The organism is Methanobrevibacter sp. (assembly GCF_030539665.1).
Lineage (GTDB): Archaea > Methanobacteriota > Methanobacteria > Methanobacteriales > Methanobacteriaceae > Methanocatella.
In genome coordinates this window covers 43,572-69,785 of sequence record NZ_JAUNXR010000004.1, presented here as the reverse complement: position 1 = coordinate 69,785, position 26,214 = coordinate 43,572, and the positions used below count along the sequence as shown (strand labels likewise).

General features: G+C 34.4%; 24 protein-coding genes and 1 pseudogene. 6 read left to right on the top strand and 19 right to left on the bottom strand.

Annotated elements, in window-relative coordinates; genetic code table 11:
• Positions 1 to 501: 501 nt before the first annotated feature.
• Both Q4P18_RS05960 and pheT read left to right on the top strand, forming a co-directional pair.
• Positions 502 to 864 (top strand): hypothetical protein, encoded by a 363-nt coding sequence (locus Q4P18_RS05960; RefSeq protein WP_303336745.1) that lies wholly within the window; start codon positions 502 to 504, stop codon positions 862 to 864.
• A 12-nt stretch (positions 865 to 876) separates the two neighbouring features.
• Positions 877 to 2,529 (top strand): phenylalanine--tRNA ligase subunit beta, encoded by a 1,653-nt coding sequence (pheT, locus tag Q4P18_RS05955; RefSeq protein ID WP_303336742.1) that lies wholly within the window; start codon positions 877 to 879, stop codon positions 2,527 to 2,529.
• Between the two features lie 56 nt (positions 2,530 to 2,585).
• Here the strand turns inward: pheT and Q4P18_RS05950 are convergent, their stop codons facing one another.
• The 6 genes from Q4P18_RS05950 to Q4P18_RS05925 all read right to left on the bottom strand — a co-directional run bounded on the left by Q4P18_RS05950 (position 2,586) and on the right by Q4P18_RS05925 (position 6,589).
• Positions 2,586 to 3,500: a hypothetical protein gene (locus tag Q4P18_RS05950; RefSeq protein WP_303336740.1), complete on the bottom strand. Its 915-nt coding sequence runs from the start codon at positions 3,498 to 3,500 to the stop codon at positions 2,586 to 2,588.
• A gap of 215 nt (positions 3,501 to 3,715) precedes the next feature.
• A complete protein-coding gene (locus tag Q4P18_RS05945) occupies positions 3,716 to 4,135 on the bottom strand; it encodes a secondary thiamine-phosphate synthase enzyme YjbQ (RefSeq protein ID WP_303336737.1) in 420 nt (139 codons plus the stop codon).
• 44 nt (positions 4,136 to 4,179) lie between these two features.
• Entirely contained in the window at positions 4,180 to 4,401 is a 222-nt protein-coding gene (locus Q4P18_RS05940; RefSeq protein WP_303336735.1) for a hypothetical protein, read from the bottom strand.
• Positions 4,402 to 4,411: 10 nt separating this feature from the next.
• A complete protein-coding gene (gene rpiA / locus Q4P18_RS05935) occupies positions 4,412 to 5,077 on the bottom strand; it encodes a ribose-5-phosphate isomerase RpiA (RefSeq protein ID WP_303336732.1) in 666 nt (221 codons plus the stop codon).
• A gap of 30 nt (positions 5,078 to 5,107) precedes the next feature.
• On the bottom strand, positions 5,108 to 5,545 hold the full coding sequence (locus Q4P18_RS05930) for a UPF0179 family protein (protein WP_303336730.1): 438 nt from the start codon (positions 5,543 to 5,545) through the stop codon (positions 5,108 to 5,110).
• On the bottom strand, positions 5,546 to 6,589 hold the full coding sequence (locus tag Q4P18_RS05925) for an NAD(P)-dependent glycerol-1-phosphate dehydrogenase (RefSeq protein ID WP_303336727.1): 1,044 nt from the start codon (positions 6,587 to 6,589) through the stop codon (positions 5,546 to 5,548). It lies immediately after the preceding gene.
• Positions 6,590 to 6,737: 148 nt separating this feature from the next.
• On the opposite strand from Q4P18_RS05925, the gene proS reads away from it, so the two are divergent.
• The 3 genes from proS to thiD are packed head-to-tail and all read left to right on the top strand — an operon-like array spanning position 6,738 to position 9,575.
• On the top strand, positions 6,738 to 8,153 hold the full coding sequence (proS, locus tag Q4P18_RS05920; RefSeq protein WP_303337224.1) for a proline--tRNA ligase: 1,416 nt from the start codon (positions 6,738 to 6,740) through the stop codon (positions 8,151 to 8,153).
• A 9-nt stretch (positions 8,154 to 8,162) separates the two neighbouring features.
• Positions 8,163 to 8,834 (top strand): 2-phospho-L-lactate guanylyltransferase, encoded by a 672-nt coding sequence (gene cofC, locus Q4P18_RS05915; RefSeq protein WP_303336724.1) that lies wholly within the window; start codon positions 8,163 to 8,165, stop codon positions 8,832 to 8,834.
• A 3-nt stretch (positions 8,835 to 8,837) separates the two neighbouring features.
• A complete protein-coding gene (gene thiD / locus Q4P18_RS05910; protein WP_303336722.1) occupies positions 8,838 to 9,575 on the top strand; it encodes a bifunctional hydroxymethylpyrimidine kinase/phosphomethylpyrimidine kinase in 738 nt (245 codons plus the stop codon).
• Positions 9,576 to 9,582: 7 nt separating this feature from the next.
• Here the strand turns inward: thiD and Q4P18_RS05905 are convergent, their stop codons facing one another.
• The 5 genes from Q4P18_RS05905 to Q4P18_RS05885 form a co-directional block, all read right to left on the bottom strand.
• Positions 9,583 to 10,155 carry a hypothetical protein gene (locus Q4P18_RS05905; RefSeq protein ID WP_303336721.1) on the bottom strand — a complete coding sequence of 191 codons (573 nt, stop codon included), beginning with the start codon at positions 10,153 to 10,155 and terminating at the stop codon, positions 9,583 to 9,585.
• 95 nt (positions 10,156 to 10,250) lie between these two features.
• Positions 10,251 to 10,997 carry an ABC transporter ATP-binding protein gene (locus Q4P18_RS05900; protein WP_303336720.1) on the bottom strand — a complete coding sequence of 249 codons (747 nt, stop codon included), beginning with the start codon at positions 10,995 to 10,997 and terminating at the stop codon, positions 10,251 to 10,253.
• An 11-nt stretch (positions 10,998 to 11,008) separates the two neighbouring features.
• Positions 11,009 to 11,749 (bottom strand): ABC transporter permease, encoded by a 741-nt coding sequence (locus Q4P18_RS05895; RefSeq protein WP_303336718.1) that lies wholly within the window; start codon positions 11,747 to 11,749, stop codon positions 11,009 to 11,011.
• Positions 11,750 to 11,809: 60 nt separating this feature from the next.
• Complete coding sequence (locus Q4P18_RS05890) at positions 11,810 to 12,847, bottom strand: acyltransferase (RefSeq protein ID WP_303336717.1); 1,038 nt, start codon at positions 12,845 to 12,847, stop codon at positions 11,810 to 11,812.
• Between the two features lie 83 nt (positions 12,848 to 12,930).
• Positions 12,931 to 13,992: an acyltransferase gene (locus tag Q4P18_RS05885; RefSeq protein WP_303336715.1), complete on the bottom strand. Its 1,062-nt coding sequence runs from the start codon at positions 13,990 to 13,992 to the stop codon at positions 12,931 to 12,933.
• 54 nt (positions 13,993 to 14,046) lie between these two features.
• Here Q4P18_RS05885 and Q4P18_RS05880 point away from each other — a divergent pair, with 54 nt between their 5' ends.
• Complete coding sequence (locus Q4P18_RS05880; RefSeq protein ID WP_303336713.1) at positions 14,047 to 14,964, top strand: CPBP family intramembrane glutamic endopeptidase; 918 nt, start codon at positions 14,047 to 14,049, stop codon at positions 14,962 to 14,964.
• Between the two features lie 128 nt (positions 14,965 to 15,092).
• On the opposite strand, the gene Q4P18_RS05875 is transcribed toward Q4P18_RS05880, so the two are convergent.
• The 8 genes and pseudogenes from Q4P18_RS05875 to Q4P18_RS05840 all read right to left on the bottom strand — a co-directional run bounded on the left by Q4P18_RS05875 (position 15,093) and on the right by Q4P18_RS05840 (position 26,102).
• On the bottom strand, positions 15,093 to 19,640 hold the full coding sequence (locus Q4P18_RS05875) for an Ig-like domain repeat protein (protein ID WP_303336709.1): 4,548 nt from the start codon (positions 19,638 to 19,640) through the stop codon (positions 15,093 to 15,095).
• Between the two features lie 292 nt (positions 19,641 to 19,932).
• Positions 19,933 to 20,247 (bottom strand): carboxymuconolactone decarboxylase family protein, encoded by a 315-nt coding sequence (locus tag Q4P18_RS05870; RefSeq protein WP_303336706.1) that lies wholly within the window; start codon positions 20,245 to 20,247, stop codon positions 19,933 to 19,935.
• A gap of 126 nt (positions 20,248 to 20,373) precedes the next feature.
• Positions 20,374 to 21,321, bottom strand: coding sequence for a zinc-binding alcohol dehydrogenase family protein (locus tag Q4P18_RS05865; RefSeq protein ID WP_303336704.1), 948 nt, complete (start codon positions 21,319 to 21,321; stop codon positions 20,374 to 20,376).
• Positions 21,318 to 22,034 (bottom strand): ABC transporter ATP-binding protein, encoded by a 717-nt coding sequence (locus Q4P18_RS05860; RefSeq protein ID WP_303336702.1) that lies wholly within the window; start codon positions 22,032 to 22,034, stop codon positions 21,318 to 21,320. The genes Q4P18_RS05865 and Q4P18_RS05860 overlap by 4 nt, the downstream gene beginning before the upstream one ends.
• Complete coding sequence (locus Q4P18_RS05855) at positions 22,031 to 23,557, bottom strand: glycine betaine ABC transporter substrate-binding protein (RefSeq protein ID WP_368660197.1); 1,527 nt, start codon at positions 23,555 to 23,557, stop codon at positions 22,031 to 22,033. The genes Q4P18_RS05860 and Q4P18_RS05855 overlap by 4 nt, the downstream gene beginning before the upstream one ends.
• The gene (locus tag Q4P18_RS05850) at positions 23,547 to 24,164 is read right to left on the bottom strand and encodes a 4Fe-4S binding protein (RefSeq protein WP_303336697.1); all 618 of its coding nucleotides are present in this window, start codon (positions 24,162 to 24,164) and stop codon (positions 23,547 to 23,549) included. The genes Q4P18_RS05855 and Q4P18_RS05850 overlap by 11 nt, the downstream gene beginning before the upstream one ends.
• Before the next feature lie 298 nt (positions 24,165 to 24,462).
• Positions 24,463 to 24,777: pseudogene (locus Q4P18_RS05845) on the bottom strand (carboxymuconolactone decarboxylase family protein).
• 80 nt (positions 24,778 to 24,857) lie between these two features.
• Positions 24,858 to 26,102: an MFS transporter gene (locus tag Q4P18_RS05840; RefSeq protein WP_303336695.1), complete on the bottom strand. Its 1,245-nt coding sequence runs from the start codon at positions 26,100 to 26,102 to the stop codon at positions 24,858 to 24,860.
• Positions 26,103 to 26,214: the final 112 nt, after the last annotated feature.

Genomic DNA, 26,214 nt, shown 5'->3' with positions numbered 1-26,214 from the left:
GAATTCTAATTATAAATTTTCTTTACTTTATAAAAACACAATAAAGGAAATATTTCATACTGGGGAAATTTGCACCTAAAGACAACAACCCATTTCCAAAAAAAGGTACAATTCCCTACCTTTATATAATACAATCCATTAATAACTGGTTGACATATTCAACTGACTTTTTGGGGATTTTCCCCCTTAAACAAGTTTAATATGCCACGTGGGGACTCATATCCTCCCATTCTTTCCAAAAGAATGATAGGAATACTGTCCTCCTCTATATAAATCATCCCCTAATTAGTTGAATCGGGAAAACAATCAGACAAGCTGATATTTTAATCTCTCCTTATTTGATTAAATTGGGGGAAATGAAGGTTGGGGACTTTTCGTCTCCCTCTCCTTTATTCTATTTTTAAACCGAAGGCGAAATCAGATTCATAGTTAAATATATTATAAATAATAATCATAATTTAAAGTATTATTGATTCAATAAATTAAAGGACTGTACAAATAATGGAATTATTATGGTTTTATATTGCGCTTGTACTAGCTATAAGTGATACGATTCATACGCAAATTGTTTGGAAATTATTCAAGAATTTCTACATTGTTTTGGGAGGAATTATTCACAGTTCTGTTGATTCTAACGTAGGAACATGGTTAATACATGAATTAATAGAAGCATTATTCCACTTTTTAGTGCTATCAGCTGTATTTTTAAGCTTAGAGATAGGAATTCTAGCTGCTCTCATTCACCTTATTATTGATATTTCACACACAATATTCTTTAGGCATTCAAAATTGAATGAGGTGGAACATAGGGCATTGCATTTTGTAATAGAATCAATATTTTTCATGGCAATATATGGAATTTAGGAGGAGCTGTTAATGCCAGTTATTACATTCAAATATCAGGATTTAAAAGATTTAGGAATAGATATGGAGCAAGATGAGTTAATAGATACCTTACCTATGATGGCAAGTGACATTGAGGACTTTGATGATGAGGAAATTAAAGTAGAATTCTTCCCTAACCGTCCGGACAACCTTTCAGTAGAGGGAGTGGCCAGATCATTCAAGGGATTCATCGGTCAGGAAACAGGACTTCCAGAATACCCAGTCGAAGAATCTGGAGAATCAGTGAAGGTTGACGATGAAATTACCAAAATCAGACCATACATCGCTTTTGCAAAAATCGAAGGTGTTGATTTCACAGGAGACAAACTCAAATATGTTATGGATTTCCAGGAAAACCTCCACTGGGTAATTGGACGTGACAGGAAAAAGGTAGCTATCGGTATTCATAATGCAGATGTTGTAGAAGCTCCATACAACTACATCGCAACCGAAAAGGACGAAAATGCATTTATAGCTCTTGAAAAAGATGAACCGATGACTCCAGAAGAAATACTTACCCAGCATGAAAAGGGAGTGGCCTATGCTCATTTGATTGAAGATTTTGACAAATACCCATTGATTCTTGATAAGGACAACAATGTACTTTCAATGCCACCAATAATCAACGGAGAATTAACCAAAATCAACGAAGATGTTAAAAACATTATTGTTGACGTGACTGGAACCGATGAAAGGGCAGTAAACCAAACCCTAAACATCATCTGCAGCTCATTTGCAGAGGTTGGAGGAAAGATAAAAAGCATGGACATAGTATACGATGACAGAACCGTCACAACACCTGATTTGACCCCTCAGGTTGGGGAAGTTCATGTGGATTTGGCAAATGAACTTATTGGTGGAACAGACCTTGATGCTGAGGAAATCAAGGAATTGCTCTCAAAGGCAAGATTCGACTCTGAAATAATTGATGACAATACTTTAAAAGTATATATTCCATCATATAGAGTAGATATCCTTCATGAAGTAGACATAGTTGAAAATATAGCTATACAATACAGAATCAAGAAAATTAACGCTGAATTGCCAGCCGTTTCAACAGTGGCATATCCGAACAAATGGTTCACTTCAGAAAAGCTCATGAGGGAAGTGATGGTTGGGCTTGGATTCCAGGAAGTCATGAGCCTCATGCTTACAAGCGAAGAGGCACACTACGAAAAGATGCTTCAGGAAGAAGAGGACCATGTACAGGTAGCAAGACCAATAACCATCGACAGAACCATGATTAGAACTAGTCTAATCAACAGTTTGATGGAATTTTTGGAAGACAACAAGCATGAGGACCTACCTCAAAAGATTTTTGAAATCGGAGATGTTCTCTATCTTGACGATTCAACTGAAAACAAGACAAGGACTTCAAAGAAATTGGCCGGACTTATCTGCCATTCAACTGCAAACTTCACAGAAATCAAATCAGTGGTTACCGCAGTATTGGAAAACCTTGGATACAGCATGGAACTGTCAGACAGCGACAATCCAAGTTTCATTCCAGGAAGGGTAGCTGACGTTTACGGAAGATCAAAAAACAGTGATGTTCAAGGATTCTTCGGAGAAATCTCTCCAGAAGTAATTACAAACTTTACCTTAGATTATCCAGTAATCGGATTTGAAATAGAATTCGTATAGGATTCTATTTTTACCTATTTTTATTTTAAAAAAAAAAAAGTGCTTGAAAACCATCATCAGATAGTTTTCTTCAATTCAGAAAGTCTGGATTCGCTCAAGCCAGTGTATTTGACAATCACATCAAAGTCAAAACCTTTAATCAACATATTTTTAGCAACTTCTTCTTTTCCTTCTTCTTTTGTCTCTTTTTTTCGTTGTTTTTTTCCTTCTTCTTCGAATAGCTGGTTTACGCGTTTTGATATTGTTAGTTCCATTGGGAATCCCTCCAGTATTTTTTCGAATTCTTTTTGGCCGAATAGCTTTTCTCCTTCGAACATGAACCACATCAGTATTTCTTCTAGATTTTCGTCAAGACTTTTGCCTATGTTCCTTTCTAAATCAATTTTTTGGACTGATGGATTATTGTATATCTCTTTGATTATTTCAAGGAATTCCTTGAATATTTCTTTCATGTCTCTTTGGAATCTTGTTTTTAATCCTATGGTTAAGAATATGAGGTCATTATTATTTAAGTTTTCATTATTATTCAGCTTATTTTTTATTATCTTTAGTTGCTCCTCTCCATCAATGGAACAATATGGGAGCACTTTTATGTATAATGTTCCTGCCGGTCCGTAGTCTACCTTTTTCACTTGTTTTTCTGTCTCTGCTGTGGTTATCGATATTGCTTTTATGGGTTTGTCGATTAATTCCCCTATGGCTACTATGTAGTGGGCGTGCTTGTGCAGCGCCCTTCTTGATGGCCCCTCGCTTTCGAACTCGATGCTGTATGTCATGTCAGTTTTGAGGTTGAGTGCTATTTTGTCTGCTCTCAGTCCTCCCCTTAGCTTTGAGGTAAGTTCCGTATCGAAGAATTTATCTATGCAATCTTCTTCGCCCATGATTTCAAGTATTGAATTTATGTCCATAACGCAGAAATCCTTTTGAGCTATATCATAAAAATGAGGGTTATGAAAGTCGTCCTCCTTCATAATTCGCCACAACTTTTTTACAAATTTCATAATCCAATATATTGATTAAACTACTATATAAACTTAATTTTCAAAATAAAGCAATATTATAATCAATAATAAGATTATAAGCACTTAGAAGAATTTATTCCAAATAATAAAATTGTTTTAACCTTTAAAAATTGCACTCATATATAAGTAAAATAAAAAAGTTTGAAATGAGCAAGGAACCTCATTCATTCCGTTTGCCCAATTATTGACAGCGAAACGGTTCTGCCGCTTCTGGGACCATCCAATTCAATGAAGAATACTGATTGCCATGTTCCCAAATCCAATCTTGAATTCCTTACAGGAACGGTTTCGCTTGAAGACAATAGGAATGACTTCAGGTGGGCGCGAGCATTGTTGTCTATCCTGTCATGCTCATAGCCATACTTGTCTGAAATCAGATTATCCAAACAGAATTCAAGATCATTAAGCAACCCATTTTCATTTTCGTTTACAACAATTGCTGATGTTGAATGTCTTGAGAAAATGTTAATGATTCCGTCGCCAATTCCCGAATCGACAATTTCATCGTTGATTCTGGAAGTGATGTCAATTATTTCAAACTGTCTTGATGAATTTATCCTAAAACTAGCTGATTTCATTTTCATGAAATTATATTTGAATCTTATGATATAAAAAAATAAGAAAAGAGTTAGTAATACTCTTTTTTCTTTGTATATGCCACATAGATTATGAAAATACCTATGCATAAAAGCACTACCTGTGGGAAAAGCGCATAGATTATTGCAGGTATTATCTTAAGTACTGCCAATATCCAAAGAACTGCATAGATTATTATTAAAGCCCCTATAAGGAAGCTTACCTTTATGAACAATGACCTTAAATCAAAAGGCATTTGACCTGGAAAAGGCATGTCAAACCACCTACAACTCTTTTATGCCGTCTTTGGTTCCGATAATGACCTTATCAACCATGTTTGCAAAAATACCGTTTTCAACAACACCTGGAATGGTGTTTAAATCAATTTCCAAATGTGTAGGGCTTTCTATTTTTTCAAATTTGGCATCGATCACAAAGTTTCCGTTGTCGGTTATTACAGGACCGTCCTTACGTTCAGCCATCCTTATTTCAGGTGTTGCACCCATGTCTTCCAGGGTTTGCATTACAGTACGTGAGGCTTCCGGAAGCACTTCCACAGGAACAGGAAACGCTCCAATTTTTTCAACATATTTTGATTCGTCAACAATAACGAAAAACTTGTCAGCAGCATAATCCACAATCTTTTCCTTTGTGTGTGCAGCTCCCCCTCCCTTAATGAGATTGAACTGTTCATCCACTTCATCTGCACCGTCAACTGCCAGATCAATGTCATTCTCTTCAAGAGAGGTTATTGGTATGTTCCATTGTTTTGCAAGCAACAGTGATTGGAATGATGTTGGAATTCCCATCACTTCAATTCCCTCTTCAGCTATCCTTTTTCCGACAGCCTCAATGAAATAATGAGTTGTGGAGCCTGTTCCAAGCCCTAAAACATCACCGTCTTTTACATATTCAGCTGCCTTATATCCTGCATCCTTTTTAAGATTCATATTATATACCTCTTTAAATATCAATAATTATCATACAACAAAAGCCAAGGTTATTTTATTCAATCTATAACCTTTCTTACATTCACCCTTATGCTTTCCTTCACTTTCAACAATTATGCATTTGTCATTTTCAACAAGTCCTTCCGGGACACAATATTCCCTATATTCGCAATCCTCATCGCAATCAATTGGAATGTACTGGAATGTTGAACCTTCAAATATATTTCTGGAATTTGTAAGAAGTTCTATTGGAGCCTTTTCAACCTCCACCGGAACCACAGTATTCCCCTCATGAATAGGGCATTTCTGCTCATTATCCCTTACATCAAGAATTTCATACATTCTGTTCCTTTCCAATGTGTCCACACAAGATGATTTAAATCTGCAAGATTCACATTCTTCTGCAGGACCATAGAAAATAAAGCTAGTGCCTTTTTTAGCCAAATCCTTACCAATTAAAGTTATCATTTAAATCACACCTGTACTTATAGCCAATTCATGAGCTGCGTCTTCAGAAATACCTTTCTCACCAAGAATAGTATATCTTTCAGGACGTATTGTATGAGCTTTAGTCAATGCTTCTATTATGTCGTCTTCACAAACTCCCAATTCCTTAGCGTTTGTTGGAGCGCCGATTGCCTTTAAGTTATTTCTAATGAATTTCCAATCCCCACCATAGACCTTCATCATCAATATGGTTCCTATACCACACTGCTCTCCATGAAGGGCGGGCTTGTCTAAAATCAAATCTAATGCATGGGAAAATTTATGTTCGGAACCGCTTGCAGGCCTGCTTGAACCGGCAATGCTGATTGCGGTACTGCTGCTGAAAAGGGTTTTGAGAACTACACGAGCGCTTTCTTCAAGGTTCGGTTTGATAGATTCTATATTGTTTGTAATCATCTTTGCAGACATTATTGAAAGAGAAGCTGCAGATTCACTATATGGAACGTTTTTCAAACGTTTCGCCAACTGCCAGTCCTTGATTGCTGTGAAATTGGAAATAAGGTCCGCACATCCTGCAGCCAATAGGCGGAAGGGAGACTTTGAGATTATTTCACTGTCCCCTATAACTGCTATTGGAGCATGTGCCTTCAGTGAAGTCGAATTGTTTGCACCCTTGATTGAAGCTAACGGAGAAACAATACCGTCATGTGAAGCAGTTGTCGGCATTGAAATAAAGTAAACGCCCTTATTGCTGGAGGACAATTTTGCAACGTCAATAACGGTCCCTCCACCAACACCTATAACAGTAGTGTTTTCATCAATCAGATCTTCCACCTGGCCAACAGACTCAAATGAAGCCTCTGTAACCTTAGCTACCTCCACATCATAATCATTTTGCTGCAGACTGTCGATAGCGAATCTGGCTCCAATATCATAAGTTTTTTGGCCCGTTACAATAAGAATCTTCTTATCAAGCTTTAAACCATCACAAATATTGCCTGTGTCATGAACCACACCCGGCCCAATATGAACTTCACGAGGCATTTGTATTACTCTAGAATCCATAATTTTCCCCATTAGTAATTAATATAATAATTATATAATGCTTAATATAAACTTCTTTCTTTTTAACTTGAGGAAATCAAACAATTCAAAATTATGAATTAAAACTAAATATTAAAAGTAAGTAAAGACAATAAATTAATATGGTGATATAGTGGAGAATTTTAGCGAATGGTTCCATAATATTTTAGAAGAGGCAAACATTACTGATTCCAGATATCCTGTAAAAGGAATGGCAATCTGGATGCCTTATGGATTTCAAATTAGAAAATACACATTAGAATTATTGAAAGAATTGTTGGATAAGGACAATGAAGAGGTTTTATTCCCAATGCTCATTCCGGAAGCTGAATTGGCCAAGGAAGGAATTCATGTCAAGGGATTTGAAGACGAGGTTTACTGGGTTACAAAGGGCGGTCAGAAGGATTTGAATGAACAGTTGGCTTTAAGGCCTACAAGTGAAACCGCAATCTATCCAATGTACTCATTATGGATCAGGTCACACATTGACTTGCCAATAAAATACTACCAGATAGTGAATACCTTCAGATATGAAACAAAACATACAAGGCCATTGATCAGGGTTCGTGAAATCACTACATTCAAAGAAGCCCATACTGCCCATGCAACCAAAGAAGAGGCAAAGGAACAGGTGGATGACTACATTGAACTTTACAAAGAATTCTTCAATGATTTAGGAATTCCATATCTCATCAGCGAAAGACCATCCTGGGACAAGTTCCCTGGAGCTGACTACACAATGGCTTTCGATACAATAATGCCTGATGGAAAAACCCTGCAGATAGGTACAATACACAATTTAGGCCAGACCTTTGCAAAAACCTTTGACATAACCTTTGAAGACAAGGACGGAGAACATAAATATGTATACCAGACCTGTGCAGGATTGTCAGACCGTGTTGTAGCTGCAATGATAGCCAATCATGGTGACGAAAAGGGTTTGCGCCTTCCGGCAATGGTTTCACCTACACAAGTTACAATAATCCCTATTTTATTTAAAAAGGGCAAGGAAGAGGTTATGGACAAATGTATGGAAATCAAGGAAAAGCTGGAGGCTGCAGGACTCCGTGTCAATATTGATGACAGGGACATTAGACCTGGTAAAAAGTTCTATGACTGGGAGCTTAAGGGAACACCGATCAAGCTTGAACTTGGACCAAGGGATTTGGAGAACAACATTACCATTGCAATGCGCAGAGACAATCTGGAGAAAGTGGAGCTTGCTTTGGATGAGCTGCTTGTTGACAATGTTGTTAACCTCATCAACGAATATGATAAGGACTTGAACACAAGCTCATGGAACTTCCTTGAGGAACATGTGATCTTCGCATCCGAACTGGAAGAAATCCCAGAACTGATAGAGGCAGGAAATGTTGTCTCATTTAACTGGTGTGGAGATGACGAGTGCGGTAAGCAGATTGAGGAAGAGACCGGCTATGACATTTTAGGAATCTACGAAGAGCTTGACGGCGAATCCGGCCTTAAATGCATCAACAATCCTGAAGAGGATGCAAAATACATTGCACTTATAGCTAAAACATATTAGAGTGATATCATGGATGAAATTTATGGGATTATACCAGTTAGCAAATTTAAAAATGCCAAAACCCGTCTTTCTCCCTTTCTAAGTGAAAAGGAACGTGAAGAACTTTTAAAGGTAATGCTGAAAGACGTTACAGACTCCTTGAAAAGGCACGTTGACAAAATCATCATAATCAGTGCCGACGAGGAAGTTCTCAATTATGCTAAAAGCATCAACCTGGATGTCTTGAAGGAAAATGAAAACTCAAACCTGAACAAGGCCTTGAAACAGGCAATGGACTACTGCAAAGGCAACGCTAAAAAGGTAATCATCATGCCTTCAGACGTTCCGTTGATTGGCAAGACCAACATCCAAATGCTAATTGAATCAAGCAAATCCTTAGATTTCATCATTGTTCCGTCAAAAGGTGGCGGAACCAATGCAATCATTTTGGAACCATCAGCAATAAGAACCAGATTTGGAGATTTCAGCTATAAGGAACATGTTAATGCAGCTGATCGTAAAAAACTTAATCCTCAAGTTCACGATTCATTCTTTATGGCTTTGGATGTTAACACCACTGAAGATTTGGGAGAAATCATGGTCCATGGTGAAAATACCCACACCAGAAAATATCTGAAGAAACTGAAAATAAACGTGGAATCGATTCATGGATCCGAAAGGCTAAGGGTCACCAGAGGATAGCTTATGATAGTTATGAGCATTGCCGGCGTTGATCCGTCAGCAGGTGCAGGAGTTTACGCAGATTTGAAAACGTTCCAGGCATTGGGAGTCTATGGAACCGGAATTGTAACTGCCCTTACTGCACAAAACCCAAATAAAGTTTATTCCATAAAGCCCATTGAAGCGGATTTTATAGGGGAACAGATTGATGCCGTTCTTGACAGCTATGATATAACCTACATAAAAACAGGAATGCTCTATTCCAAGGAGGTTGTTGACGTTGTAATCGGCAAAATTAGGGAGCATGACCTGAAATGTGTTGTTGATCCCGTAATGGTTGCAACTTCCGGCGGTGCGCTATATAGGAATGAGCTTGTGGAAGCCTTTAAAAAACTGTTAAAAGTAGCTATTTTTACAACACCAAATGTAGATGAAGCAATTAAATTAACTGATGTTGAAATTAATGACGTAAATACTGCAAAAGACGCTTCATTAAAATTAGGAAAGTTTTGTAACAACATGATTACTGGAGGCCATCTTCAAGGAAACAATGTGATAAACATTGACTCAAAGATTACCGTCAGTAGGCAGGAACTTATAGAGACAGGCAACCTTCACGGAAGCGGATGCAATTTCTCCGCAGCAATCGTAAGCTACCTTGCAAAAGGAGAAACCTTGGAAAATGCAATAGGATTGGCTGAAAAATATACTCATTCAGCAATTGAAAACGGCAATTACGGAACCCTAATTCCAAAAATATAAAAAGAGATTAGATAAACTTTCTAATCTCACTTAAAGGCATTCTTAAATTTCTTATGATATCCTCATGAGACATTTCTTTTTTTACATAGGCATCCAGCATGACATTGGTATAAGGATAGCCATTGTATTTGAAAAACTTCTCAACAAAATACTCATCCAGATCTAAGCAATCCCTTGTTTTAAACAGTTTTGTTTTTTTAATTTTCAAGTAGTCAATAGCCTTAATCAAACTTGCAATCCTTTTTCCATAGCTATTCTTGCCATTCAAAAGAATGAAAGGAAGATTATTGAAGTAATAACTACATCCATTAAACTCGTCACTAGCCACTCCCTGAGCTTCAAAAACCAAAACTCCAAACTCGGCCAAAACGTCCTTCATCAGATACAAAACGTCATCATAGTCAAGAAGGGGAATCAGAACATTATCCTTATTGAAGTTCAACTTGTCAAAGCAGGGAATTTCCTCCTTTGAAAACTCAATATATTTGTTTCTTCTCATTTTTGAAAAGAGAAGCTCATTTTTAAGTCCCAATGACAAATTTTTATCTACAAAGTTGAAATAGTCTAAAGTAGTTGTCATAGCAAATATTAGTTTAAATGAACAACTTTAAAAGCTTTTTGTGTGAAATAAAAGCAATTATGCAAAGAAAAATAAAAAAAAGTGAAGGACAATAATTAGTCCCATGCATCCAATTTTGAAATTACTTCCTCTTGGACTTGAATAAATTCCTGAGATTCCCTTTTTCTTGGCCTCTCAAGATCCACATGGAAGATTTCCTTGATTCTTCCAGGGTCCCTACCCATAATAACTATGTCATCAGCAAGATAAACGGCCTCATCAACATCATGAGTTACAAAAACGATGGTATTTTCAAACCTTTTCCAGACTCCTATCAACTGCTCTTGCAACTTGTGTCTGTTCTGCATGTCCAAAGCAGAGAAAGGCTCATCCATAAGCAATATTGGAGTATGGTTTAAGAGAGAGCGTATAATAGCCACCCTTTGCTTCATTCCTCCGGAAAGCTCATGAGGATATGCATCCTTAAACTCTATTAGCCCAACCCTTTCAAGATAGGTTTCTGCACTTTTCAGATTCTCCTCCTTGGATTTGTTATTGAGATTAAGGCCGAACATTACATTGTCAAGGACTGTTAGCCATGGAAAGAGAGAATATTGCTGGAAAATGACTGCCCTATCGCCTGACGGTTTCTTGACGACTTCGCCATCAGCAATGATTTCACCTGAAGTGGGAGTATCCAAACCAGCTATAAGACGCAAAAGAGTAGTTTTCCCACAACCGGAAGGACCCAATAGACAAACGAATTTTCCATCTTCAATATCCAAATTAACATTTTCTAAAACATCCAAATCCTTTTTATTAGTCTTGAATGATTTGTTAATATTTTTAACTTCAATTGACATTCTAAATCCTCCTACCAGAATACGTAGCTTTGGATCTTACCAAATATATAATCCAATACCAATCCGATAATACCAATAGTCAACATTCCAACAACTGTTGTACCTGTGTCAAAAAGGTTTGTGGCTGTCAAAATCATATAACCCAAACCGCTGCTTGATCCAATCATCTCAGCAGAGATTGTACACATCAATGCTATTCCAACCCCCACCTTAAGTCCTGAAAGAATATACGGCACAGCAGAAGGCAAAATGACCTTAGTTAGAACAGTTGTGTCATCAGCCCCTAAAGTTCTTGCTGCTTCAATCAAAACCTTGTCAGTTCTCTTTACCCCATCAATTGTATAAACTAAAATAGGGAATACACAACCCATAAAAATAATAAATACAGCAGGAACAGTTCCTATTCCAAACCAAAGGATGGAAAATGGAATCCATGCAACTGGAGGAATCGGCCTTAAAATACTGATGACGAAAGTACAGATATCCTCAAGTATTTTGTAAGCACCGAGCAATATTCCTAAAGGAATTGCAACAATGGAAGCAATTGCCATACCTGCAAATACCTTAAATAAAGTATCAAATGAATCTGTAAACAGTTCTCCAGTCAAAATGATGTGCCATGCAGAGATGCAAACATCAACAGGACTTGGCAATGTATATGGAGTTACCAGATGTAGAACAGAAGTTATTATATACCATACGATAATAATTATAATCGGTAAAATTACAGGTGTAAACTTATTTTTATACACATTATCACTTTAAAAATTCAATTAACATTTAATATTGTGTATTGAAAATATATAAAGTTTTTATAAAATGGATTTAAATCCTGTAAATTTATTTAAGAATGGAATCTTGCTCATAATATAAATCAAAACATTGACTGAAACCAAAACGCATATTGAAAAAAGCGGAATTGTGACCAATGCATTGTTCTCTAAAGAAAATATTGATAATTTCTTAAGAGCCCCAATCACCAGCAAATGAGCCAAATAAAATCCATATGACTCAAGACTTATCAATACGATGATTGAATTTATCCTATCACTTAACTTATTGAAACTAGTATTCTTAACAATGATAAATAAACCAACGGCTTGCAAGCACGCATTTGGAGTAATGTCTCCAACGGACATGAATGCAAATGTTTGAACGCCTGTAATGTATGCCACACCAACAGTTCCCACAAAACACATAAAAGTTCCAATGATGAACAGCAGCAAACCGAATTTTCTGCTTTGAAGATATCTTGAATCCTTAAAGGCCAAATAATAACCTAAAATAAAGTAGCCTATAGCCCCACCAAAATATCTTAGATAGTCATAGATTATAGTGTCATAACCTGTAAGTGTCATTGCCAAATACAAAATCATCACAACAATCCAAACGGCTAAAAAATATTCTATTTCTTTAAAAGAAGAGTTTTCAATCCATTTTGATAGAATAGGTGCAAAAACATAAAGACCAATAATCATATATACAAACCAGAACAGCAGACAGACACTGGTCGGATCAATGAAACCGTAGAAGAAATATTTAACGAATCCGAAAACGTCGGAATATCCATCAATTAAAAAATAATAGCAAATTGCATAAATAAACATCCAAAAAACAAAAGGAACAAAAATCCGTTTAAAACGCCTAGGAATATTAGTTATTGGTTCTGGCTTTCTTAAAATCAAAAATCCGGAAGCTAAAATAAAGAATACGACAGCATACCTTGTTAATGATTCGAAACCTACAGCAATAAACCAGTTTGATGTAAATAATAAGTTTTCTTCAAGGTATCTTCCAGATACATGAATTATTGCAACTGCAAAAACGGCAAGTGCCTTAATCCAATCCACCCATAAAATCCTTTTGCTATCCTTATTATAAAACATACAGTTATTATTTTTGATTTTAAAATATATAAACTATTAGTAAATTATTACAAAATTGATTTAAATCCGGTGAATTTATTCAAGAAAGGCAACTTGCTCATGACATAAATCAGCACATTTGCAATAATGAAACTAATGACAAATACTCCAGGTATAGCTACAAGAGCATTTCCGGAAATTGAAAAGATTCCGAATTTTTCCAGAAACTCAATGATTAAAATATTACACAAGTAAACGCCATAAGATTCCAAACTTATCAAAACAGCAAAGCTGTTAATCCTGTCAGACAATTTCCCGAAATCTGTGTTCTTAATCATTATGAACAAGCCAATACCCTGCAAACAAGCGTTAGGAGTTATCTCGCCAACACCAAAGAAGAGGTAACAAGGTCCACCAATGACAATGCTTCCAACTGTTGTACCTACAAAACAGATAGCTGTACCTAAAAGGAACAGGAATAAACCGAATTTTCTGCTTTGAAGATATCTTGAATCCTTAAAGGCCAAATAATAACCCAAAATAAAGTAGCCTATAGCTCCTGAGAAATACCTAAGGTAATCGAGAATGATTGTGTCAACATTGAGAAACTGGAAAACTGATACGAAAACCCAAATAACCAGGAAATATTCAATTTCCATAACGGAACAGTTCTCAAGCCATTTTGACAAAATCGGTGCAAAAAGATAAAGCCCAATTATCATATATACAAACCAGAACTGGATAGAAACGTTAGTTGGATTTAAAAAAGCCTCAAGCAGGTAAATGACAATGCCTACAGGATTGAATGAATGGTTTATCATGTAAAACTTAATAATTCCATAGACAAAGAGCCAAAATACAAAAGGTATGAAAACACGTTTAAATCTTCTTGGGAAATTTGTAATCGGCTCGGGCTTTCTTAAAATCAAAAATCCGGATGCCATTAAAAATAGAATAATCCCATATCTGCACAAGGATTCGAAAAATACTCCCACATACCAATTGAAAGAATAAAGAATAGATGGATCGAAAAATTGAGTTGAGGAATGGAGACCTAAAACTCCAATTATAGCAAAAACCTTTAACCAGTCAACCCATAAAATCCTTTTACTATCCTTATTATAAAACATATATAAAAGTTTGTTACAACTAATATATATTTATTATAGAATTGTGGTGTATTGATGAAGCAGATTGCAAAGAAAGATTTTTCAAGAATAGGATTTAGTTATTTGACAATGGGAATATTGGCAATCGTTTCGCAAATATTTATAGCAGTCATTGTCTCCAAATTCAATCCGGAGATACTGACCAACGTTAACATAACAACAACCATCAGCTTCGTTTGCCAATATATAGTGCCATTCCCAGTCCTATACCTATTGCTTAAGAAAATAGAAAAAACCGACATTGAAAGGCACAGCCTAAGCTTAAGGAAATTTGCAATATGTTTTTGCATTACCTTCGCATTGATGTATATCGGAAACATTATCGGACTTTCAATAACCGGAATTATTGAAGTATTCAAACATACTGAAGTTATAAATCCGATTGTAAACCTTATAAACAGTTCCAGCATAATGGTAAATCTTATCTTAATATCGTTAATAGCTCCGATTTTTGAGGAAATATTTTTTAGAAAGTTTTTGATAGATAGAACCATAAAATATGGTGCCAAAATCTCAATAATTTTATCTGCACTAATGTTCGGCCTTTTCCATGGGAACTTAAACCAATTCTTCTATGCGTTTTTCCTTGGAGGCTTCTTTGCCTGCATATACATAAAAACAGGAAAGATCATCTATCCCATCATCCTGCATATGCTAACAAACACATTCGGGTCTGTAGTGACATTAGCTGTCCAGTCATTGATTGAATCACTTGGAAACACAATATTTGGAATTGGAGTTAACATTGCCTACTTCCTAATATTGGCAATTGTTCTTGTTATTGGATTGGCCTATATAATAAAATGGAGCAGAATATTTGGAAAATTCAAGAACAACATTGAAAATCCATTGAAAACAAGTTTATTAAATGTAGGGATGGCTCTTTTCATATTATTTTTTGTAATAGAAATAGTATATACTATTATAGTATAAAAAAGAGTTATGGAATATATCCATTGAAAATCCATTTAAAACCTTCAATAAAACATATCCCATGTTTTTTCTTTTTTATGTGACGTTCAACAACCTGAAACTTTTTTGTTAGAAGAAATTCCCAAAAACTATTTTTTAAGTATTCTTCTTATTGGTAAAACAAATAAAGCCAATAGCAATAGAACCATTGGATTACCTGTTTTTAACATTTCACGTTCAACATTCTCTCCCATAGCTTTGTCTTTTGCTGAAACATTGCTATGTGTACCATTATCCCCTTGATTTCCATTTGAAACAGTAAAAGTAGTGTCTGTACTGTTTTCTAAATATTTATAATTTCCTACATACTCAACAGCCACCGTATGGTTTCCCTCAGGAAGCATTGGAAGAACGAGTTTTCCGGTTCCGTTTTGAACAGGAACAACATAAGGTTTTCCGTCTACAGTGATTGTTACATTATCATTAATGTCTGAAGGAATTTCTACAAATATAATAATGTCTTTATCAGTTTGATTAACTGTTAGGTTAATCGGGGTTTTGTGTTTTGAAACAGTAAATACTGTATTGTTTGCAGATGAATAGTATTTGCTGTTTCCAGGATATTCCACATTAGCTGTGTAATTTCCTGCATATAGGCCACTTACTAAAAGTGTTCCTTTTCCGTTTGTTACTGTTACGCTGTATTGTGTTCCATTGATAGATACGGAAACTGTTCCGTTAATCCTGTTTCCATTTGCATCTATTAGGTCAACAACACCAGTAACCTTTTCATCCACCTTGTGATCTGGGATGAATATTGATACGTCAGTTTTTATCTTGCCGACTGTAAATGTTGTGTCGTTTACAGAGGGGTTGTAGATTTCGGTTTCATTGAAATGAACATGTGCATCGTAACCAATGCCCTGAGGCAATGTTTCATTGAGAGTAAAGTTAGCTATACCGTTTATAACTTCCACAACAAAAGGAGGGAAGTTAGCAATATTAACTGTAACATTTCCAGTTATGTTTTTGTCATATTCATCGACCAAGGTAATAGTACCGGTTATATTGTCCCCTTCAACTATATTGGGAACAGTAATTGTAGCTTTTGTATCCAATTTAGTTACATTAAATGTTGTATCATTGTTGGAAGGCAAGAATACGTCATCACCTGCGAACTTAACAGTAGCAGAGTGATTTCCAACCATCAAAGTATCATTTACTACAATATATCCAAGCCCATCATAGATAGGAACAATTATTGTTATGGTTCCGTCAATAACAACAGTCACGTTACCAGACATGTTGTAACCGTATTCATTGGTCAGATTTACTGTACCTCTGGTAGTTTGGTTGTATTTGTGATTAGGTATGTTAATAACTACATCAGTAGGAATATTGCCTGTAGAAATTAAACCAGGCAATATTGTTTGGTTATCAAACACAGCATTGTTATAGTATCCGTTAACTGGGAATATTCCAACCTTTTCCACCTTAAATGGAATAGCTGAATCGAAATCCAATGAAAATCTGTCAAACTTAGCATTGAAGTTTTTCTCAGGATTCCATACTGTAATGATTACGTTTGAACTGGATCCTATTGTGTTGTCATTGTCATCATATAAATGTGCCCAAAGGGCTTGAGTTCTGTTGATCGGCACAACGTATGATTCATTGTTGATAATCACCAGCTTTGTAGGACTTACAATCAGGTTTCCATCATTGTAAATCGGAATCAGATTGGTATATATGGTGTTTTGAGTCAGAGTAGCGTTTCTAGTATATTCGTCATTTGTAAGATAGATTGAAGAGAACCCTTCAACGTCCTCTTCGTTGATAGTATTTTTAACTATTGTTTTGTCTCCGCTGGAATAAATTGCAGACCCATTATTTAATGCGGAATTATTATTAAAATTGTTGTAGCCAATATAAGAATTAGCTGAACTATAAATGGCCCCACCGTTTTCTCCAGCTTTGTTTTTAGTTAAATTAGAATCGCTAATGGTAACCTGAGCTCCGTTAATTGCTCCACCGTTTTGTGATACTCTGTTGTTTTCAAAGCTAGATTCGGTTATGTTAATGAATGAATCCTTATCACCGCTGACCGCTCCACCGTTGACAGCAGTATTTTCTTCAAATACTGAATCGGAAACTACAACCCTTACGTTTTCAAGTCCTGCAATGGCTCCGCCATCAGTTGTTGCGGAGTTGTTTGTGAATTTGGACTTCTGCACGTCAATGAGGGAGTTGTAGTCTCCACTTATTGCACCACCCTTTTTGGCGGCGTTCCTATCGAAGGTAGAGTTAGTAATGTTAAACCTAACATTTTCAGTAGCTGAAATAGCTCCTCCCAAAACAGATGCATTGTTTTTAATAAAAGTGGAATTGGTGACGTCGATTACTGAGTTGTAATCCCCTCCAATCGCACCACCGTATTCTGCACTATTATTTTCAAAATTGGAATTGGAAATATCTATATAGACATTTTTATAACCTGAAATAGCTCCACCAGTACTATTTGCACCTGCACCATTTGCGCTGTTGTTAGTGAAGTTGGTGTTTTCTATGTGAATTTTAGATCCTACATTGGCATAGATTGCTCCACCGTCATCATCGACAGTATTCTTGTTAAATGTGGAATTGTAAAGGTATATCCCTACATTTAAAGATCCATCAATAGCTCCACCATACTCGGTTGCATGGTTTGAGATGAAAGTGGAATTGACGCCAATGAAACTTGAATCTGCATTTTCATAGACCGCCCCTCCACGTAGGGCAGTGTTGTTTTTAAATACAGCATTGGACATGTTAACCAATACTTTAGTGGATGCAGCGATAGCTCCTCCGTAATGGGTTGCGTTGTTGTCCAATAAAGTTGAGTTAACGACATTGATAATGGAACTTTCATTAGCTGAAATAGCTCCCCCATCAAAGGTAGCTGAATTCCTATTAAAAGCACATTCAATCAAATTAACCTCAGAATCTGAAGATGCACTTATACCACCACCAACATTAGCTTTGTTGTCATTAAATGTAGATAATGAACAATTAATTACTGAATCGTTTGAAGCAAGTATTGCCCCACCGTTAGTTTTAGCATTATTATAGACGAAAGTGGTGTTGTCAATAATAATGTTTTTGTTGTTCTTGGAGTATATTGCACCCCCTGCATTTGCAGTGGAGTTGGTGAAGTAAGAATTTAAGATGAAAATAGGAGAACCCTGGTTTGCATATACAGCTCCACCTTCGGTTTTTGCTGTACTGTTAATAAACCTGGTGTTATTAACCTCTAAAATTGCTGTACTACTTGTCTTGTTAACTTCATCAGATGAAATAACTCCTCCTTCCAAAAGAGCGGTGTTGTTAATGAAGTCTGTATTGTTTATTTTCAATACCTGACCTGCATTAAAGATTGCTCCTCCGTGAAGTGCAGTATTATTTATAAATCTTGAATCGGTGATGTTGAATGTTGATTTATCACCGTTGTAGTTATAAATAGCTCCTCCATAACTTGCATAATTGTTTCTCATGGTAACATTTTCGAAAATGATGTCTGCGTTGTCGTGATAGAAAACAGTACCATATGAATTGTTGTTTTTGGCTTCGTGATTTTCAATGATTGTATTTGCAATGTAAAGGTTTCCTCCCCTATCGTTTGCAATAGCTGTACCAAATGTACCGTTAAGCCCCAATTTTGCATCAGGATCTGGTGTTGTCAAATAATTTTGAGCAAAGTAAGAATTATTGATTGTTAAAAAACCAGTACTTCTAAGTGCACCAGCAGCGTCTTCGGCATGGTTGCCGATGAATCTACAATTGGTCACATATTGGAAATAGTCCTTATGATTCTTGTCATCATATACGGCGATTGCCCCTCCACGTGAAATACCTCTTAAATAATCACTTCTTTCACAGTTTACTGAGTTACCTGTAAAGTTACAGTCAGTAATGTTGACCAATCTGGTTTCGATTACATAGACTGCACCGCCAACAGCTGTTGAAAGCTTAGTACCATGAGCAGTGTTGTTAATGAAATTACAATTGCTTAACTGTATGAAATTACCGTTATAGTAACTAACAGCTCCTCCGTTGGAACTGTCGTTGCCTCCTGCGGTGTTACTACAGTAGTTATTAGTAAAGTTTGTGTATGATACATTTAGATTGGCACCCCTAACACAAATGGCACCACCATAAGCAGTCCCCTGTTTTATGGTGTTGTTCTCAAAATTACAGCCTTTGACTGTTAAGGAACCGGTCGAATAGATAGCACCACCATTATTAACACCTTCGTTAGCTATGAAAGTACAGTTAACAAGGGTCAAAGTACAGCCGCTTGCAACGGTTATGGCCCCACCCATAGATTGTCTAAATGCATTCATAATTACTAAGTCCTTTATAATAACATTCGCCCTATTGCTAATTGAGAAAACGGAAGCTCTCTTGTTATTTGCACTTTTTGCATCAATGACATGTCCATTTCCTTCAATTGTAATAGAATGATCAATTTTGATTCCATTCCCATATGAACTTGATTCACTATTCTGCAAGGTTATGTTATCTTCCACATTAATAACATCGCCAGCGCTCGAATGGCTAATTGCGTTATTTAGATTTGTAAAATTCCCACTAACAGAGTAGTCTTCTGCACTAATGGCTGCAATAGAACCCAATAAGATTACTAAAGCACAAATTAGCACTAAAAAGACTTTAAATCTGTTATTAAGAATTTTTTCACCTCTTTAATAATCGATTTTAAAGTCATTAGGAAAAAAACAATTTAATAATCATTTTTACAATTATAAAATTAATACGTATTAATTCCTAACATTATTATTTTGGTGTTAAAATATTATAAATTTATTTAAAAAGATTGATATGGCCACAAGTTGAAGAAAAAAATATTATAATGTGAATCTGTACAATATCACCAAAAACCAGCCAATAAAAAATAAGAAAACAATAATTTAAAAAAAAGTAGGAAAATAGTATTTAGATACTATTTAATATTTTTACAGCCTTGTTGAAAGCAGGCATTCCAGAAGTGATGAGAACCACTCTTAAAACATCCATAATCTCTTCTTTTGTAGCACCTAATTCCTGCATGGTACTGATCATTTGCTGTTTGATAGCTCTAGCATCTGATTTGGAAGCTTCAATTCCAATAGCTATCAATTTTTGAGTTTTATAATCAAGAACTTGACCGTTATAACAAACATTGCTGATTGATTCTGCAAGTGTGTATAAATCTGGTTCTTCCTCTTTTAACTCTCTAATACCTTTACCGTAGAAAACTCCACCTTTCATAATATTCATCTCCTTAAAAATTTTTAATTATTATTAATCCAATGTAGTATTTAAATGTATTGTTATAATATGCCAACTTTTATATTATTATTTATATTTAAATAATAAAAATTATCTGGAAGTGAACTAATCAACTTCTACAACAATTTTTCCATTGGAACTATTACTTTCCATTAGTTCATGTGCATGTGATATTTCATTTAATCTAAAAACTTTTGAGATAATTGGTTTAATTGAATGTTCGCCTATGAATTTCAATAAATTATCGATAACTTGTTGTTTGATTACTTCACTATCAAAGGAAGTTAAGTAGACTTCAGATGGAATATCTTCCATTGGAAGAAACGAATTGAATTCCCATTCCCCACCCAATATTCCAGTCATGCAAACAATCCTCCCTTGTTTTACATTTTTAAGAGAATCCTTAAGAGTTTTTGTACCAATAAGTTCTTGGATTTTATCAACCTTCTTAGAACAATTCAAAATTCCTTCATCAATTATTACTTCATCAGCCCCTAATTGTTTAAGTAACTCAACTTTAGACTTGTTTCTTGTGGTAGCTATTGTATAAACTCCTAATGCTTTTGCAAGCTGTATACTTGCTATTCCAACAGAACTAGTACCTCCACGGATTAACAAAGTTTCTCCAGATTTAAGTTGCAATGCATTAAATAATGATGCATATGCTGTATAATACATTTCAGGAATAGCTGCAAGAGTTGTAAAATCCAAATCTGTTTGAATTGAATAAACTTGATTTTTAGGAATTAATGTATACTCAGCATAACTTCCATCAAATTGACGACCAAGACCACCCATCATAGATATTACTTTATCTCCTTTTAAAAAATTGCTATCTCCAGGATCTTCCACAACCCCTACACATTCAATACCCATAATTCTTGGAAGTTTAACAGATGGTGAAAATCCTTGCCTTGTAAAAATTTCAGATCTATTAATACCAAATGCCTTTATTTTAACTAAAACAGTTCCAGGTTTTATTTTAGGTTTTGGAACTTCTGATACTTTTAAATCATTAGCCAAACATGGTTTTTCCAATACAACTGCCTTCATGAAACTCTCCTCGTTAACTTTTTAACAAAATCTGTTTTTGGATTATTAATGATTTCTTCGGGAGTGCCATACTGTTCTATTTTTCCATTGTTCATCACTATAACTTTATCTGCTAAATATAAAGCTTCCCTAATGTCGTGAGTGATGAAAACTATTGTTAAGTTTTTATTTTTATGAATCCTTTTTATCTCATCCTGTAACTGCTCTCTTGTTATTTCATCAATAGCCCCAAATGGTTCGTCCATAAGAAGGATATCTGGATTTGCTGCAAGGGATCTTGCAATTCCCACCCTTTGCTGCTGACCTCCAGACAATTCATAGGGCATTCTTTCAAGTAGATCTTCATCCAAATTAATTGTTTTGATTAAATCCTTAGCTACATTTAATGAATTATTTTTATCCAAATTCAAAACAAAGTTTATATTCTCTTCAACATTAAGATGAGGAAAAAGAACATTTCCCTGAATTGCATAACCTGTTTTACGTCTTAAATCAACTTTGTTTAATTTTGAAATGTCCACCCCATCAATATAGATGTTTCCACTTGTAGGATTTATTAAACCATTGATCATCTTAAGAACAGTAGTTTTTCCACTTCCCGAACTTCCAATTATTGTTATGAACTCCCCTTCGTTAATTTCCATGTTAAAATCATCTACAACTGTTTTATCCCCATATTTTTTGGAAATATTTTCAAATTTTATTTTACTCATATTATCCCTTTTCTTACTAAAAACTTGTGAGCTACATCTTGAGGCTCTTTTTTCTCTACTTCTACTTCATAATTCATTTTTGCCATATCTTCAGATGTTATTGTATTATTTAGACTTAATAAAATATTTTTAAGTTCCGGATGTTCATTTAACACATCAATCCTTACAATATTATAGCACTCATATGATGGGTAGAATTGCTTATCATCTTCTAAAACAACCACATTTGAATCACTTAATCTACCATCTGTTGTGAATATATTGATTACATCTACTTGCCCTGATTTAATAGCATCATATTTTAAACCAATATCCATATCTTGAGTTGACTTAAAATTCATCCCATACTCATTTTTAAGAGCATCATAACCATCCTCTCTTTCAAAGAAATCATACTCTGCTCCAAAAGTCAATTGATTAGATACACTAGCTAAATCAGAATATGTTTTAAGATTATACTTATCAGCCACTTCTTCAGTAACAGCTATTCCGTAGGTGTCTTCAAATCCGTAATCATTAACCCATGTAATATTGTACTGTTCATTATAATCTTTTTGAAGAGTATTAAACTGTTCTTCGTTATAAATCCCATCCTTTTTAAGAACTTCCATCCAACCGGTTCCTGTATACTCCGGATAGATATCAAAATCTCCCTTAAGCATTCCCGGATGAATATTGCTTGTTCCACCACCAATTCCTGTAGAAAGATCAACTTTTAAGTCTGAATTTGCCTCAATCACTTCCTTAAGCATATAACCCATAATATACTGTTCCGTCATTGGCTTTGTTGCAACATGAATCGTGTCATTTTGAGAGTTTGCATAAAGACTGCCTCCAATTAAAAGAATAATCACAATAAGTGCAGCCAATAAATACTTTTTATTGACTTTAATTTTCCTGTTATAATCAAATATCTTTTCGATTTGGCCTAAAATAAGATCTAAAACTATTGCTAGGATAGCTATCAAAAGACTTCCTGCAACTGTCATAACTATATTATTAGTTGTAATTCCTCTGTAAATTGCAACACCAAGTCCTCCAGCACCAATAAATGCTGCAATACCTGTAAGAGCAACAGTCATTATAACCATGTTTCTAATAGCTGATATTATATGAGGCATTGCTAAAGGAAGTTTGATTTTGTATAAAATTTGAAATTTAGTTGCACCCATTCCTTCTGCAGCTTCCAAAATATTTTTATCAATTGTTGTAATTCCGGTGTATGTATTTCTGACCATCGGGAGCAAAGCATAAACTGTTAAAGCTATGATTGCGCTAACATCACCAATACCTGTAACTGGAATTAGAAAACCAAACAATGCGATGGAAGGAATTGTATAAATCAAATTAACAACTACTAAAATCCATTTATTCCTTTTATATTCTCCAACAGCTATCCCTAACCCCAATCCTATTATAATAGCCAATACAATGGAAATTAAAGAAATCTGTAAATGTTGAATTGTTAAGTTTATAAAAAAGTCTCTTTGAGAGCTTATTAAATTAAATACATCAGTTATTATCATTTTCTATCCTCATAATAGCTTCATTTGGACAGTTAAAATAACATAATCCACAATGGAGACAATGTTCTTGTTGGATTTTATATGGATTATCTTTGATTGCTTTTTGAGGGCAATTCTTATAACATAATCCGCACTTTAAACACTCATCAGTTATTAAAAATCCTTTTTCAGCTATTTTGTAATTGTTTAACGAAAAGCTTTCTCTAAAAATAGGTTCTTTAACCAAATTGAAGTATTCCACTTCTCCCTCATAAACACAAAATGCTTGAAGAATATACCTTGAGTTACCTGGATAAACATCATTCATTGAAGGATTTAATTCAAAAATCTTATCTATTTCTTCTTTTTGATTATCTAAAAGATGAACATTACCATTAACACGGATTGACTCATAATCTTTAGTAAGACCAACAATTGCAACCTTTTTGGTATTGATTAGCTGATTGTAAAAATCTTTACCTTGGGCAGTTAAAAAATAGATTTTATCATCTTCAACATTCATTACATCAATTATTCTAACCTGAGGATGATTATTTTCATCAACAGTTGCAAAAGCCACATCTTTTATTTCTCTCAATAATTTCAAACATGTTTGCAAATCCATATTAATATTTCATAAAATCATATATATAAAATGACAAGTATCAAATAGATACTTAAAATATTAATAAAAATTCATTACATCACAACTTATACCCAATATAACATTTATACAATAAATATATAATTTAACCACATAAAAACCACTAAAAATATAAATAACAAAACAAAAAAAAATACAAAATCAAAATTACAAAAAAGAAATATGGAAAAATAACTAAAAATTAATCAAAAAAATTTTCGCACCAAAATTCAAAACCCACATCTAGCGAACACCCCCAAATAAAAAAAAGTAATAATATTTAGATGCTATTAAAGATTTTAAATGCTTTATTGAAAGCAGGCATTCCAGATGTGATGAGAACTAATCTTAAAACATCCATTATTTCTTCTTTTGTAGCACCTAACTCTTGCATGGTACTGATCATTTGTTGTTTAATAACTCTTGCATCTGATTTGGAAGCTTCAATTCCAATGGCTATTAATTTTTGTGTTTTGTAGTCAAGAACTTGACCGTTATAACAAACATTGCTGATTGATTCTGCAAGTGTGTATAAATCTGGTTCTTCCTATTTTAACTCTCTAATACCTTTACCGTAGAAAACTCCACCTTTCATAATTTCATCTCCTTAAAAATTTTTAATTATTATTAATCCAATGTAGTATTTAAAGGTCTTGTATTTAAAATTGGTAAAATTTAGTAGGATTGATTTGTATTATGTAACCTTTTATTGAAAATATTTCTAATCACCACACTTATAAGTGCCAATATTAACCAAAAAATACCTCCAAATAATATATAATCAATTCCAATACCTGCAATTAACATACTACTTAATCCAGTCCCTATAGTTATACCTACATTTCCGCTTGATAAAAATATTCCATTTGCAAATTCCGGTGCTTCAGGTGCTGATGATACAATCCAATACTGTTGGATATTATTCCCAAGTCCTGCAATAACTCCCCAAATTGCTATAATTATTAACATAACTACAACGAATTGATTAAATCCAAAAATCAATAGATAAATTGCAGATAATACAAAAGGAAATGCAAAAACTGTTTTAATTGGTTTGAAAGATAGCAAATGACCACCAATATAATTTCCAATAATGCTTGTAAGGCCATATAAAAATAGTGCAAATGTTAAAACAAATCCAACAATATGACTTACATCGCTTAAATAAACGGAAATAAAACTATAAACACTATAAAGACCTGCAGTTAAAAATACTACTCCTAAAATAGATAATAAAAATACTGGTTTTTTAATTACAGATACCTGATCACCATAAGAAATTGATTCTTTTGGTTCTATAGATGGCATGAAAATAAGCAATCCTATAAATGATATTGCATTAATTATAGCCATAAACAACATTGCAATTTGATAAGATCCATTAAATGCTAAAAAGTTAATAATAGGCACTCCTAGAACCATTCCTGCAGAAACACCCATTATTACTCTTGAAACTGCTTTTAATGATTCATCAGGATTAACTAAATCAGCAGCCAAAGTAAGTGCAAATGAACAAAATATCGGATGAAAAAAAGCAGGAATAACCCTAATTATTAAAGCTAAATTAAAATCTGTTACAAATATTGATAAAATATTGGAAATAACAAAAATTAACAAAACCAAAAGCAGAGATTTTTTATAATTAAATTTAGAAAAGATTAATGGCATTATAATTCCTGCAATAGCTACTCCCAATGCAAATAAGCTTACAAAAAGACTAGCCTGACCTACAGATACATTGAATTTTGTTGCAACTAATTGCAATATTCCTACAAAACCCATTTCAGTAGTTAAAATACCAAATGTACCAAAAGCTAATAAAAAAATAATAATACTCAATTTATCTCTCATTATACCAACCATTCTTAAATATTTTCTTTTATTTTTTGATTTAAGTCTTCCAAATACAAATTTCTTCATATACATTATTTCATAAATGTTGCATTTGTCAACAATTAAAATATTAGAAAAAAGAAATATATAAATGTTGCGAGATACAACAATGGCTCTTTCAAAAATATTAGTGAAAATT